The following is a 13,326-nucleotide window of genomic DNA, read 5'->3' as shown; positions in this document are numbered from 1 at the left end:
CAGCCCTTTACGAGCGCTCTTTGAGCGGGATGGTGCGAGGCCGCTCCAACCAACCACCATCCCCATCGGGAACGATTTCAATGACATCGACCTGGGCATCGCTGATGGCGATGATCCGCCCGTCGTTGCGACCCAGGTAATCGCCCACCTTCAGTCGATGCACGCCACCGGCACCACGCATCAGGGCGTAGCGTCTGCCGGCATTGCCCAGCGTACCGACCATTTCGAATTCCTCGATGTTGAAACCCTCCAGGAATTGCTTGACCCGCGTCGTGTCCGGCTTGATGAGCCTGGACCCCTTCTGCCTGTTCACCAGTTCGATCTTGATCGGTGGCTGGAACGGGCTGCGCAGCGACGCAGCCTCGTAGCTGAACGCCTGATAGGGCGCAAAGCGCGGTATCGGTTCGATCTTGCCCTTGGGCCGCGCCTTGACCTCGGCCATGAATGCATCCAGGTCGGCGAAATCGCCACCGCCACCACAACCGGCCAGCACCAGCGTGCACAGCGCCAGACCTGCCACGAAAACCGCCCTCATTTCGCTTGCCCCTGTGCCGGTACCGCATTCGTCCCAGGCAGGCCTTGGTCATTGTAACGGTAGGTCTTGGCCAGGATGCTCATGCGCAGCTGGCTGTTGCTGGCCTTGGGATCGACCGGCTTCACTTCGAAATCGTGAAGGGTGACGATCCGCGGCAGGCTGGCCACACCGCTGACGAAAGTGGCCAGGTCATGGTAGGTGCCGGTCACGCTGATCTGTATCGGCAGCTCGATATAAAACTGCTGGGTCACTTCAGGCAACAGTTTTATTTCCTCGAACTCCAGCCCCGAGCCCAGACCGGTGCGGGTGATGTCTTCGAGCAGGCCCGGTACCTCGGTGTCGCTGGGCAACTGTCGCAGCATGGCACCGAACGAGGTTTCCATCTCTTTCATCTGTTCGGTGTAGGTCTCCAGGTTCGCCGCCTGGAAAGCCTTGGTGGAGAACTGCTCCTTGAGCGTAGCCTCCTGGTCGGCCTGCTGCTGCAACTGCGCTTCAAGGTCGGAAATGTGAAAGTTGTAGCCCAGGCCCAGAATCAGTGCCATGAGCAGCACGCCGGCGATCACCTTGACGGCGGTGGGCCAGGAACCGATGTTGTTGAGGTCCAGCTCGCTGAGCTCGACCTTGCGCAGGCTTTCCATCCAGCTCGACGGGTTCATTTGTCGTCCCCATCGGCAGGCACCGGCGCCGTCTGGCGCACGGTCAGCTGGAAACTGTTGGCGCCGTTGACGTCGGCACTGGTGTTGGCCTTGACCTCGTTGAGGGTCGGGGCTTCCAGCCAGGGCGAGGCGTCGAGGTTGCGCAGCAGGTCGGACACGCGATTGTTCGTTTCGGCAGCGCCGGCAATGGCGATGTTCTTGTCGGTCATCTTCACGTCGGTGAAGTACACACCGTCGGGCAGCGTGCGCGCCATCTGGTCGAAGATGCGCCCGATGATCGGCCGGTTGCCCTGCAGATCCTGGATGGTCTTCATGCGTTCGAGCAACTGCTTGCGCCGCGCCTTGAGCTCGCTGATCGACTTGATGCGCTGGTCGAGCAGGACGATCTCGGACTGCAGGTGGGCATTGCGCGCCGTCTGGATGTCGATGGCATTGCCGATGAATCGGTCTGCCAGAAAGATGATCGCGATGGCGCCTACCACTACACCGGCCATGGCCATCAGAAAGTGTCGCTTGCGCTCTTCACGCAGCTGCTCGCGCCACGGCAGCAGGTTGATCCTTGCCATCTAGTCGAAGCTCCTCAGCGCCAGGCCACAGGCGATCATCAGGGCCGGTGCGTCACTGGCCAGGGCGCCGGCATTGACTCGGCTGCTCAGGGCCATGTCGGCGAACGGGTTGGCCACCAGGGTCGGGGTGCCCAGGCGTTGCTGGATCAGCCGATCCAGACCGGAAATGGAGGCAGTACCACCGGCGAGCATGATGTAGTCGACATCGTTGAACTGGCCGGCGGCGAAGAAGAACTGCAGCGAGCGCGACACCTGCTGCACCACGGCGTCCTTGAACGGCTGCAGCACTTCGGCCACGTAGTCGTCGGGCAGCCCGCCCTGCTTCTTGGCCAGGCCGGCTTCCTCGTTGGACAGGCCATAGCGGCGCTGGATTTCCTCGGTCAGCTGACGCCCGCCGAACAGCTGCTCGCGGGTATAGATGATGCGGCCGTTGTGCAGCACGCTGAGGGTGGTCATGGTCGCGCCGATGTCCACCACGGCCACGGTCAGGGCCTGATTGCCCCCCGCCAGCTGCGCGGTGAGCAGGCCGAAAGCGCGCTCCAGGGCATACGCCTCGACGTCGACCACCTTGGCGCTCAGCCCGGCCAGGGCCAGGGCGGCCTCGCGCACCTCGACGTTCTCCTTGCGACAGGCGGCCAGCAGGACTTCCACCCGCTCCGGGTTACGTGCCGAATAGCCCTGCACCTCGAAGTCGATGGCGACTTCTTCCAGCGGATAAGGAATGTACTGGTCGGCCTCGACCTTGAGCTGGGTTTCCAGTTCGTCGTCAGACAGCCCGGCGTCCATCTCGATGGTCTTGGTGATCACTGCGGAACCGGCCACGGCCACGGCCACGATGCGCGTGCCGGTACGCGCCTTGACCAGCACGCGGCTCAAGGCATGGCCCACGCCCTCGAGCTCGGCGATGTTCTTTTCGACCACGGCATTGGCCGGCAGCGGCTCCACGGCATACGACTCGACCCGGAAACGGTTGCCCGTGCGGCTCAGCTCGAGCAGTTTGACCGATGTGGAGCTGATATCGATGCCCAATAGCGAATGTGCTTTCTTGCTGAAGAGTCCACGCACAACCGATTCCCTATTACTATCCGCGACTTACGGACCCTTTGTCGTACGGGGCATTTAATAGCAGTCTTGACAGAAGCGCAAATGACGCTCCGGGCCGAAAAATGCTTATAATGCCCAGCGTTTTTTCCACGTACCGCGTGCTGCGCTTAACTCATTCTTTTATCTGGAAATCCAAAAGCCTTGATACGCCTGCTGAAGTTTTTCTGGTGGTCTTTCCTCGCCGTGTTCTGCGGGCTGTTGCTCGTGCTCAGTGGGGCATTTCTGTATCTTAGCCCCAGCCTGCCGTCTGTCGACGCCCTGCGCAGCGTAGAGCTGCAGATCCCCCTGCGGGTGTTCAGCAGCGACGGAAAACTGATCGCCGAGTTCGGCGAGATGCGCCGCTCGCCGATCAAGTTCGCCGAGATTCCGCCACATTTCATCCAAGCCCTGTTGTCCGCCGAGGACGACAATTTCGAAAACCATTACGGCGTCGACCCCAGCAGCCTGATGCGCGCCGCCTCGCAGCTGGTGCGCAGCGGTCATATCCAGACCGGCGGCAGTACCATCACCATGCAGGTCGCCAAGAACTATTTCTTGACGTCCGAACGCAGTTTTTCCCGCAAAATCACTGAAATCCTTCTTGCCTTGCAAATCGAGCGCCAACTTACCAAGGACGAGATCCTCGAGCTGTATGTAAACAAGATCTACCTGGGCAACCGGGCCTACGGTATCGAAGCCGCTGCACAGGTGTACTACGGCAAGTCGATTCGCGACGTCAGCCTGGCGCAGATGGCGATGATCGCCGGCCTGCCCAAGGCGCCATCGCGCTTCAACCCGCTGGCCAATCCGGTGCGCAGCAAGGAGCGTCGCGACTGGATCCTGGGGCGCATGTTCCGCCTGGGCAAGATCGACGAAGCCAGCTACAACGCCGCCATCAACGAGCCACTCAACGCCAGCTACCACGTGCCCACGCCGGAAGTCAGCGCGCCGTGGATCGCCGAGATGGCCCGCGCCGAGATGGTCGGGCGCTACGGCAGCGACGCCTACACCCAGGGTTTCAACGTCACCACCACGGTGCCCAGCAACCTGCAGGAAGACGCCAACCACGCCATCAGTGCCGGGCTGATCGCCTACGATCAGCGCCACGGCTATCGTGGACCCGAAGCGCGCCTGCCGGGCAAGACGCCACGCGAGTGGGCGGTCGAACTGACCCGCCAGCGTCCACTCAACGGCCTGGAGCCGGCCATCGTGACCAAGGTCGACAAGACCGGGATCGTCGTGCTCACCCGTGACGACAAGCAGGAATCGATCGCCTGGGACAGCATGAAATGGGCGCGCCCGTTCATGAACACCAACAGCGTCGGACGCATGCCGACCCAGCCTGCGGACGTCGCGCAGGTCGGGGACTTGATCCGCGTGCAGCGTCAAGACGATGGCACCTTGAAGTTCAGCCAGGTACCGACCGTGCAGAGCGCGCTGGTCTCGCTGGACCCGCGTACCGGTGCCATCCGCGCCCTGGTCGGCGGCTTCTCGTTCGAGCAGAGCAACTACAACCGCGCCATGCAGGCCAAGCGCCAGCCTGGTTCGAGCTTCAAGCCGTTCATCTACAGTGCCGCACTGGACAAGGGCTACACGCCCGCCAGCCTGGTCAACGATGCGCCCATCGTCTTCGTCGACGAATCGGTGGACAAGGTCTGGCGACCGAAGAACGACACCAACACTTTCCTGGGCCCCATCCGCCTGCGCGAAGCGTTGTACAAGTCGCGCAACCTGGTGTCCATCCGGGTTCTGCAGAGCCTGGGCGTGGACAGCACCATCGACTACATCAGCAAGTTCGGCTTCAACAAGCAGGACCTGCCGCGCAATCTGTCGCTGGCGCTGGGCACTGCGACGCTGACACCGATGGAAATCGCCACCGGCTGGAGCGTGTTCGCCAACGGCGGCTACAAGGTGTCGCCCTACCTGATCGAGCGGATCGACAGCCGCAACGGTGAAACCCTGTTCCGCGCCAATCCGCCGACCGTACCGGCTGACGAAGTCGCGGCCGCGTCGCCCCAGCCCGCGCCAGGCACGCCTGCGCCGGAACCGGCACCGATCGGCGTCGATGCGACCCTGACTCCAGGCGCGCCACCGGCACCGGTGATCGCCGAGCGCGTCATCGACGGGCGCACTGCGTTCATCCTCACCAGCATGCTCGAGGACGTGATCAAAAAGGGCACCGGGCGCCGCGCCATGGCGCTGGGCCGAACCGATCTGGCCGGCAAGACGGGGACCACCAACGACTCGAAGGACGCCTGGTTCTCGGGCTACAACGCCGACTACATCACCACCGTGTGGTCCGGCTTCGACCAGCCCGAAACCCTGGGCCGGCACGAGTTTGGCGGTACCGTCTCGCTGCCGATCTGGATGACCTACATGGGGGCCGCGCTGAAAGACAAGCCCGCCCACGTGCAGCCCGAGCCCGAAGGCATCCTCAGCCTGCGGGTGGACCCGATCAGCGGCCGCGCGGCTGCCCCGGGCACACCCGGCGCCTACTTCGAACTGTTCAAGAGCGAAGACACCCCGCCCTCCAACAGCGAGTTCGGCGGCGGCAGCGCACCAGGCAGCCCGCTCCCAGCCGATGAATCGGCGCCGATCGATCTGTTCTGATCCCGAACCGTATCGACCCCTTCGCGGCCACTGGCCCCTCCTACATGGATCGCGTACACCCGTAGGAGCGGCCAGTGGCCGCGAACACACAGAGCAGGCCAAAAAAACCCCGACTCTCGCGAGCCGGGGCTTTTTTCATGGGGCGTTCAAGGAATCAGCCGTTGAACACGTCATCCACGCTTTTGAGCGGGTAGTGCTTGGGGTACGGCAGGGTGGCCACACCGGTCTCGATCGCGGCCTTGGCCACGGCGTCGGAGATCAGGGTGATCAGGCGTGGGTCCATTGGCTTGGGAATGATGTACTCGCGGCCGAATTCCAGAGAGATGCCGCCGTAGGCATCGCAGACTTCCTGAGGGACCGGCAGCTTGGCCAGTTCGCGCAGGGCGTTGGCAGCGGCGATCTTCATCTCTTCGTTGATGCGCTTGGCGCGGACGTCCAGGGCACCACGGAAGATGAATGGGAAGCCCAGGACGTTGTTGACTTGGTTCGGGTAGTCGGAACGGCCGGTGGCCATGATCACGTCGTCACGGGTGGCGTGCGCCAATTCCGGGGAGATTTCCGGATCGGGGTTGGAGCAGGCGAACACGATCGGGTTGGCCGCCATCGACTTCAGGCCTTCGGCGCTCAGCAGGTTCGGACCCGACAGACCGACGAACACGTCGGCGCCCTGCAAGGCATCGGCCAGGGTGCGCTTGTCGGTGGTGTGGGCGAAGACCGCCTTGTACTGGTTCAGGTCGTCACGGCCGGCGTGGATCACGCCGGTGCGGTCGATCATGAAGATGTTTTCGATGCGAGCGCCCATGCTCACCAGCAACTTCATGCAGGAGATGGCCGCAGCGCCGGCGCCGAGGCAGACGATCTTGGCGTCTTCCAGGGTCTTGCCAGCGATTTCCAGGGCGTTGATCATGCCGGCCGCGGTGACGATGGCGGTGCCGTGCTGGTCATCGTGGAACACGGGAATGTCGCACTGTTCGATCAGGGCGCGTTCGATCTCGAAGCACTCGGGCGCCTTGATGTCTTCCAGGTTGATGCCACCGAAGGTGATCGAGATGCGCTTGACGGTGTCGATGAAGGCCTGCGGGCTTTCCGAGTCCACTTCGATGTCGAAGACGTCGATGCCGGCGAAACGCTTGAACAGAACGCCCTTGCCTTCCATGACCGGCTTGGAAGCCAGTGGGCCGAGGTTACCCAGGCCCAGGATGGCGGTGCCGTCGGAGATGACCGCTACCAGGTTGCCCTTGCCGGTGTACTTGTAGGCCAGTTCGGGATCGCGACCGATTTCGCGAACGGGCTCGGCCACGCCTGGGCTGTAGGCCAGCGACAGATCACGGGCGGTGGCAGTGGGCTTGGTGAGTTCGACGCTCAGTTTGCCTGGGCGCGGATGGGCATGGTACTCGAGAGCGGCAGTTTTCAAATCTGACATGGGGGCGTTCCGCTTTTACTGTTGGTCTGACGAGACCCGCGAGGATACGCAAGATGCCTACACCCGACAAGACTACCCAGTCACTTGCGTCAAGGCCCCTGGCCTACGACTTTCGGCGGGTATGGCCAGGTCCGCGAAAGGCCTGTTCAAGGCCTGCGGATCAACCAATGCCTCGCCGCCGTCGACAGGCTCAGGGCTGTATCTGCACCATGGCGGGGTCGCTGACCGGGAGCATCCAGCGCAACTGCCCTGCGCCCTGATTGCCGCGCCGGCTGCGATCCAGCACCCAGCCGCGCGCCTCGACCTGACGACCTTCGAGGGTATCGAGCCAGCCGTCCGGGAACAGCCCGAACACCTTGGGCGCGACGTGCAGCACCACCGAGTCGTCGAGTTCGATCCAGGCCCCGGCGCGGTTGCGCTCGACCTTGCTGACGCGCCCACCGAGCAGGGCAAAACCGGCGCGCTCCACCTGCGCGGCAGCAATGGCCGGCGACTGACGCCAGATGCCCAGCCCGGCCTGTCGCGCCGCACGTTCGGCACTTTGCTGGCACGCGACCTGGTCGACGTTGGGCGCCACCGCGACCTGCAAGGCCAGCCCCTCGGCCAGCAATTGCGCCTCGAAGTTCAAGCCGCCGCGGCCATAGACGTTGGCCAGGGTACGCTCATAGCGATCCTTGCTTTCGCGACCCAGCTGCAGGCCAACCAAGCCGTCGCTGTCATCGACCAACGCCTGCAACCGGCGCCGGGCAGACACCGCGTAGGGCTCGTCACTCTGCCCCTTGCGCCCGATCTCCGGCGCGTTGATACCAATCAGCCGAACGCTGCGGCCATCCTGCAGGCGCAGGGTATCGCCGTCGATGACCTGCCGTACCTGAGCGGTGCTCAGCCCGCCCGGAGCCGGGCAGTAGACCTCCGCCTGTGCGGCGACCAGCCAGAAGACGCCCACAAAAAAGGCGCCCACACGGGGCGCCTTCTTCAACAGCGAGAGCAAACCAATCAAGCTTTCTTGGCGCCGAAACCGCCGAAACGCTGCTTGAAACGGTCAACACGACCGCCAACGTCCAGGGTTTTCTGCTTGCCGGTGTAGAACGGGTGGCATTCGGAGCAGACGTCGAGGCTCAATGGCTTGGCCAGAGTCGAACGGGTCTTGATGACGTTACCGCAGCTGCAGGTAGCGTCGATGGCTTCGTATACTGGATGGATATCGGCTTTCATGGTGACTTCCTCAGGCTGCGTGCCGCCACCCGACACCATTGTCGAGTACCGCACGTAATTAGGCCGCGTATATTAACAGAATCCGGCGAACACGCAAGTTGTCGCTTGCGCCGACCGTCGTCTGCTAGGCTGCGCACCTCGAATCCTTCGAGCGCGGTCACCCGCCGTGACCCTGGCTCCGCCCACGATTGCAGTCGCCTCCACTCAAGAGAATTCCCGCGTGCCCGACGTCATCCTGCGCCTCGCCCTGCCCTCGCCGCTGCGACGCCTGTTCGACTACAAGGCGCCTGCCCACACGGCGCAGACCGTGTTCACCCCGGGCATGCGCCTGCGGGTACCGTTCGGGCGGCGGGAGATGATCGGCATACTGGTCGAGGTGGTCAGCCACAGCGAGGTACCGGCCGACAAGCTCAAGCCGGCCATTGCCCTGCTCGATCCGGTCAGCCCGCTGCCGCCGGCGCTGTTCAAGCTGTGCCTGTGGACCTCGCAGTACTATCAGCACGGCCTGGGCGACACCCTCAGTTGGGCACTGCCTGTGCTGCTGCGCCAGGGGGAACCGGCCGAGGCCCGCCAGGAGCGCTTCTGGCACGCCGCCGCCGATGCGCGCCTGGACGACCCGCGCATCGCCCGCGCGCCCAAGCAGCGCGACGCGCTCAAGACCCTGGCCCAGCATCCCCATGGCGTGGCGCATCAGCTGTTGAGCAAGCTGCAGTTGAACAAGGACAGCCTCGACCTGCTGCTGGCCAAGCAACTGGTCAGCGTCGAAGTGCGTCGCCATGGCCCCGGCCCACGCGCGGAACACTGGCTGGCGCAACCGGAACTGCCGCTCAACGAAGAGCAACGCGCCGCCTTCGAGGCGATCCGCGCCAGCCTGGGCGGCTTCCACGCGTTTCTCCTCGCGGGCGTGACCGGCAGTGGCAAGACCGAGGTGTACCTGCAACTGATTCACGAATGCCTGGAGGCCGGCAAGCAGGCCCTGGTGCTGATCCCGGAGATCAACCTGGGACCGCAGACCCTGGCGCGCTTCGAACAGCGCTTCAACGCACGCATCGCGCTGGTGCATTCGGCGGTCAACGACCGCGACCGTCTCGACGCCTGGCTGGCCGCCCGCGACGGCGAGGCCGACATCATCATCGGCACCCGCTCGGCGCTGTTCACGCCCATGAAGAACCCTGGGCTGATCATCATCGACGAAGAACACGACGGTTCCTATAAACAGCAGGAAGGCCTGCGCTACCACGCCCGTGACCTGGCGCTGGTACGCGCCAGCCAGGAAGACATTCCCATTGTCCTGGGCTCGGCAACGCCGTCCCTGGAAAGCCTGCACAACGCCTATACCGGTCGCTACGGCCTGCTGCGCATCGACCATCGCGCCGGCGGCGCCCAGCAGCCCAAGTTCCTGCGCCTGGATGTGAAGAGCCGACCGCTGGACAGCGGCATCAGCGGACCGATGCAGCAGGCCATTGGCCAGACCTTGGCCAACGGCCAGCAGGTGCTGGTGTTTCTCAACCGCCGCGGCTTTGCCCCTACCCTGCTGTGCCACGATTGCGGCTGGCTGTCCGAGTGCCCGCGCTGCGATGCGCGCACGACCGTTCACCAGCGCTCGAGCGAGCTGCGCTGCCATCACTGTGGCCACGTCGAACGCGTGCCGCGCCAGTGCCCCAAGTGCGGCACGGTGGACCTGCGGCCGGTGGGCGCCGGCACCGAGCGCGCCGAGGAACGCCTGGCGATCCTGTTTCCGGACTACCCGGTGCTGCGCGTCGACCGCGACAGCACCTCGCGCAAGGACGCGATGAACCAGTTGTTCGCGACCATCCAGAAGGGCCAACCGTGCATCCTGATCGGCACCCAGATGCTGGCCAAGGGGCACCACTTTCCGCGGGTCACCCTGGTATCGATCCTTGATGCCGACGGTGGGTTGTTCTCCGGTGACTTCCGCGCCAGCGAGCGCATGGCGCAATTGATCGTTCAGGTGGCCGGCCGCGCCGGGCGTGCCGAAGAGCCAGGCAAGGTGATCATCCAGACGCACCTGGCCGACCATCCGCTGTTGGTGCAATTGACCGAGCAGGGTTACTTCGCCTTTGCCGAGCAGGCCCTGGCCGAACGCCGCGCCGCCGGCCTGCCACCCTTCGCGCACCTGGCGCTGCTGCGCGCCGAGGCCCACAAGCCGGGCCAGGCCGAAGCCTTTCTGGACGAAGCCTGCGCCGCCGCCGAAGCCTTGGTGGCGCAACTGGCACTGGGCGGCCTCGAACTGCTGGGGCCGGTGCCTGCCCCCATGGAACGCCGCGCCGGACGTTACCGGGCGCAGTTGCTGGTGCAGGCGACGTTTCGAGCACCGCTGCACCGCTTGCTCAATTCCTGGATGCTGCAACTGGAGCAACTGCCGAGCGGGCGCCAGGTGCGCTGGTCGCTGGATGTGGACCCGGTGGATTTGTATTGAGATAGGCGCGCTTGGGGCAAGGATCGGCGGCGTCTGCTGACGCGGCTTGCGCCGCTGCTGCAGGGGTGGTGGCTTGCAGGGGGGATTTGCGGGTTGGCAACCCCTGCCAACAACCGGATAATGCCCAGTTTTTCCACCCGCGCATCCAGCACCGCCGTACCCGCGGTCGACCGAGAACCCCATGAAAGACACCATTCGCCAGCTGATTCAACAAGCCCTGACCCACCTCGTCGCCGAAGGTGTGCTGCCAGAAGGTCTGACGCCGGCAATCCAGGTGGAAAACTCGCGAGACAAGAAGAACGGCGATTTCGCCAGCAACATCGCCATGATGCTGGCCAAGCCTGCCGGCATGAAGCCACGTGACCTGGCAGAAAAGCTGATTGCCGCGCTGCCGGCCGATGAGGGAGTGAGCAAGGTCGAGATCGCCGGTCCCGGCTTCCTCAACTTCTTCCAGAACAGTGCCGCCCTCGCCGCGCGCCTGGATGCTGCACTGGCCGATGCCCACATCGGCGTGCGCAAGGCCGGCCCGGCGCAGCGCGTGGTGGTCGATCTGTCGGCACCCAACCTGGCCAAGGAAATGCACGTGGGCCACTTGCGCTCGACGATAATCGGCGATGGCGTGGCCAATGTGCTGGAGTTCCTCGGCGACACCGTGATCCGCCAGAACCACGTCGGTGACTGGGGCACGCAGTTCGGCATGCTGCTCGCCTACCTGCAGGAAAAACCCGCTACCAGCGACGAACTCTCCGACCTGGAGAATTTCTATCGCGCAGCCAAGCAGCGTTTCGACGAGTCCGAGGAGTTCGCCGAGCGTGCCCGCGGTCTGGTGGTCAAGCTGCAGGCCGGCGACGCCGAGTGTCTGGCGCTGTGGAAGCGCTTCAACGAAATCTCCCTGTCCCACTGCCAGAGCACCTACGAGCGCTTGAACGTCAAGCTGACCCCGGCCGACGTGATGGGCGAAAGCGCCTACAACGACGACCTGGCCAACGTGGTCGCCGACCTGCGCGCCAAGGGCCTGCTGGTGGAAAGCAACGGCGCGCAGTGCGTGTTCCTCGAAGAATTCAAGACCGCCGAAGGCACCCCACTGCCGGTGATCGTGCAGAAGGCCGGTGGCGGCTATCTGTATGCCACCACCGACCTGGCTGCGCTGCGCTATCGCAGCAACGTGCTCAAGGCCGACCGCGCGCTGTACTTCGTCGATCAGCGTCAGGCCCTGCACTTCCAGCAGGTGTTCGAGGTGGCGCGGCGCGCCGGTTTCATCAGCAATGGCATGCAGCCCGAGCACATGGGCTTCGGCACCATGAACGGCGCCGATGGCCGCCCGTTCAAGACCCGCGACGGCGGCACCGTGAAGCTGGTCGACCTGCTCGACGAAGCCGAGCAGCGCGCCTACACCCTGGTCAAGGAAAAGAACCCCGAGGTCGCCGAGGCTGACCTGCGGGTGATCGCCAAGGCCGTGGGGATCGGCGCGGTGAAATATGCCGACCTGTCCAAGCATCGCACCAGCGACTACAGCTTCAACTTCGACCTGATGCTCAACTTCGAAGGCAATACCGCACCGTACGTGCTCTACGCCTACACCCGCGTGGCTGGCGTGTTCCGCAAGCTGGGCAAGGATTTCGCGGACGTCGAAGGCCAGATCGTGCTGGAAGCCGAACATGAGAAGGAATTGGCGGCCAAGCTGGCGCAATTCGCCGAAGTGCTGAACACCGTCGGTGAGAAAGGCACGCCCCATGTGCTGTGCACTTACCTGTACGATGTGGCCGGGCTGTTCTCCAGCTTCTATGAGAACTGCCCGATCCTGGCGGCCGAAAACCCCGCTCAGCAACAAAGCCGCCTGCGCCTGGCGGCGCTGACCGGCCGCACCCTCAAGCAAGGATTGGCTCTGTTGGGCCTGGAAACACTGGAGCGTATGTAAGTTGGCTGCCAAGAAGAAACCTGCACCCAAACGTGGCGCCAGCCGCAATTCCGCACCTGCCAAGAAGCCCATCCCAGGCTGGCTGTGGCTGGCGATCGGCCTGAGCGTGGGCGCGTTCGTGGTGTTCCTGATGAAGCTGGAGCCGGGCAACGGCGACGTGAAGCGCGTCAAGGCCGAGCAGGCGAAGGCAGAGAAGATCGCCGAGGCGAACAAGACCCCGCCCAGCCCTCAGGCACCGGTCAAGCCCAAGTACGACTTCTACACCCTGCTGCCGGAATCGGAGGTCATCGTGCCGCCCGAGGCGGTTCCCGAGAAGACACCACCGATTCCGGCCCAGGCCCCCGTCACGCCAGCCGAAGCGGCCAAGATCGATACGGCACGCGCCCAGGCGGCGCTCAGCGGTGCGACTCCGCCGCCGGCCCCACCCGTGATCAAGCCCGCAGCGACCACCCAGTTCTATTTGCAGGCCGGTTCGTTCCGCAAGCAGGCGGACGCCGACCGGGTGCGGGCGCAGATCATCCTGCTGGGGCAGTCGGTGAACGTCGAGTCCGGGACGGTCAAGGAGGACACCTGGTACCGGGTGCTGGTGGGTCCGTTCAGCAACCGCGAGCAACTGACCGTGGCGCAGAAGCAACTGGCGGGCAGTGGATTTAGTAACCTGCTGTTGCAGCAAAGGCAGATTCGGCAGTAAGTGCATGCATCGGCGGGGCGTCCTTCGCGGGCAGAGGGCTCGCCGCCCGCCCCGCTCCCACACAGCCCGCGCTCACAGGCGCGCGCAGCATCTGTGGGAGCGGGGCGGGCGGCGAGCCCTCTGCCCGCGAAGGACCCACCGCAAATTTCCTGATACGCCGCAAGCTGTCTCCACGCACCCCACAACCCG

The 13,326-nt window shown here is 64.4% G+C and carries 11 protein-coding genes; 4 read left to right on the top strand and 7 right to left on the bottom strand.

The genetic code is table 11. The annotated features are described in order from the left end of the window. Positions 1-7: 7 nt before the first annotated feature. The 4 genes from BLV18_RS01415 to BLV18_RS01400 are packed head-to-tail and all read right to left on the bottom strand — an operon-like array spanning position 8 to position 2,822. Complete coding sequence (locus tag BLV18_RS01415) at positions 8-535, bottom strand: pilus assembly protein PilP (RefSeq protein WP_090355690.1); 528 nt, start codon at positions 533-535, stop codon at positions 8-10. Further along, positions 532-1,191 carry a type 4a pilus biogenesis protein PilO gene (gene pilO / locus BLV18_RS01410; protein ID WP_090355687.1) on the bottom strand — a complete coding sequence of 220 codons (660 nt, stop codon included), beginning with the start codon at positions 1,189-1,191 and terminating at the stop codon, positions 532-534. Before pilO ends, BLV18_RS01415 begins: the two co-directional genes overlap by 4 nt. Beyond that, positions 1,188-1,757, bottom strand: a complete 570-nt coding sequence (locus BLV18_RS01405; RefSeq protein ID WP_049861766.1) for a PilN domain-containing protein — start codon at positions 1,755-1,757, stop codon at positions 1,188-1,190. The genes pilO and BLV18_RS01405 overlap by 4 nt, the downstream gene beginning before the upstream one ends. Continuing rightward, entirely contained in the window at positions 1,758-2,822 is a 1,065-nt protein-coding gene (locus tag BLV18_RS01400) for a pilus assembly protein PilM (protein WP_049861765.1), read from the bottom strand. Positions 2,823-3,002: 180 nt separating this feature from the next. Here BLV18_RS01400 and BLV18_RS01395 point away from each other — a divergent pair, with 180 nt between their 5' ends. Then, a complete protein-coding gene (locus BLV18_RS01395; protein ID WP_090355684.1) occupies positions 3,003-5,450 on the top strand; it encodes a penicillin-binding protein 1A in 2,448 nt (815 codons plus the stop codon). Positions 5,451-5,604: 154 nt separating this feature from the next. Here the strand turns inward: BLV18_RS01395 and BLV18_RS01390 are convergent, their stop codons facing one another. The 3 genes from BLV18_RS01390 to rpmE all read right to left on the bottom strand — a co-directional run bounded on the left by BLV18_RS01390 (position 5,605) and on the right by rpmE (position 8,088). After that, on the bottom strand, positions 5,605-6,873 hold the full coding sequence (locus BLV18_RS01390) for a malic enzyme-like NAD(P)-binding protein (protein ID WP_049861763.1): 1,269 nt from the start codon (positions 6,871-6,873) through the stop codon (positions 5,605-5,607). A gap of 190 nt (positions 6,874-7,063) precedes the next feature. After that, a complete protein-coding gene (locus BLV18_RS01385; RefSeq protein WP_414705020.1) occupies positions 7,064-7,834 on the bottom strand; it encodes a thermonuclease family protein in 771 nt (256 codons plus the stop codon). A 35-nt stretch (positions 7,835-7,869) separates the two neighbouring features. Further along, entirely contained in the window at positions 7,870-8,088 is a 219-nt protein-coding gene (rpmE, locus tag BLV18_RS01380; RefSeq protein ID WP_043193699.1) for a 50S ribosomal protein L31, read from the bottom strand. Between the two features lie 220 nt (positions 8,089-8,308). On the opposite strand from rpmE, the gene BLV18_RS01375 reads away from it, so the two are divergent. From BLV18_RS01375 to BLV18_RS01365, 3 genes are all read left to right on the top strand, one after another. Then, entirely contained in the window at positions 8,309-10,528 is a 2,220-nt protein-coding gene (locus BLV18_RS01375) for a primosomal protein N' (RefSeq protein WP_090355681.1), read from the top strand. A gap of 181 nt (positions 10,529-10,709) precedes the next feature. Further along, complete coding sequence (gene argS, locus BLV18_RS01370; RefSeq protein ID WP_090355679.1) at positions 10,710-12,446, top strand: arginine--tRNA ligase; 1,737 nt, start codon at positions 10,710-10,712, stop codon at positions 12,444-12,446. A 1-nt stretch (position 12,447) separates the two neighbouring features. Next, on the top strand, positions 12,448-13,137 hold the full coding sequence (locus tag BLV18_RS01365) for an SPOR domain-containing protein (RefSeq protein WP_056844431.1): 690 nt from the start codon (positions 12,448-12,450) through the stop codon (positions 13,135-13,137). Positions 13,138-13,326 lie beyond the last annotated feature (189 nt).

The sequence above is a fragment of the Pseudomonas coleopterorum genome (assembly GCF_900105555.1).
Classification (GTDB): Bacteria; Pseudomonadota; Gammaproteobacteria; order Pseudomonadales; family Pseudomonadaceae; genus Aquipseudomonas; species Aquipseudomonas coleopterorum.
Note: the sequence above shows the minus strand (reverse complement) of the source record. Positions and strands in the feature narration are given on the sequence as shown.

Bases quoted from the DNA above. Each gene is read 5' to 3' on its own strand.
- BLV18_RS01415 (WP_090355690.1), bottom strand. From the start codon at position 535: ATGAGGGCGGTTTTCGTGGCAGGTCTGGCGCTGTGCACGCTGGTGCTG.
- pilO (WP_090355687.1), bottom strand. From the start codon at position 1,191: ATGAACCCGTCGAGCTGGATGGAAAGCCTGCGCAAGGTCGAGCTCAGC.
- BLV18_RS01405 (WP_049861766.1), bottom strand. From the start codon at position 1,757: ATGGCAAGGATCAACCTGCTGCCGTGGCGCGAGCAGCTGCGTGAAGAG.
- BLV18_RS01390 (WP_049861763.1), bottom strand. From the start codon at position 6,873: ATGTCAGATTTGAAAACTGCCGCTCTCGAGTACCATGCCCATCCGCGC.
- rpmE (WP_043193699.1), bottom strand. From the start codon at position 8,088: ATGAAAGCCGATATCCATCCAGTATACGAAGCCATCGACGCTACCTGC.
- argS (WP_090355679.1), top strand. From the start codon at position 10,710: ATGAAAGACACCATTCGCCAGCTGATTCAACAAGCCCTGACCCACCTC.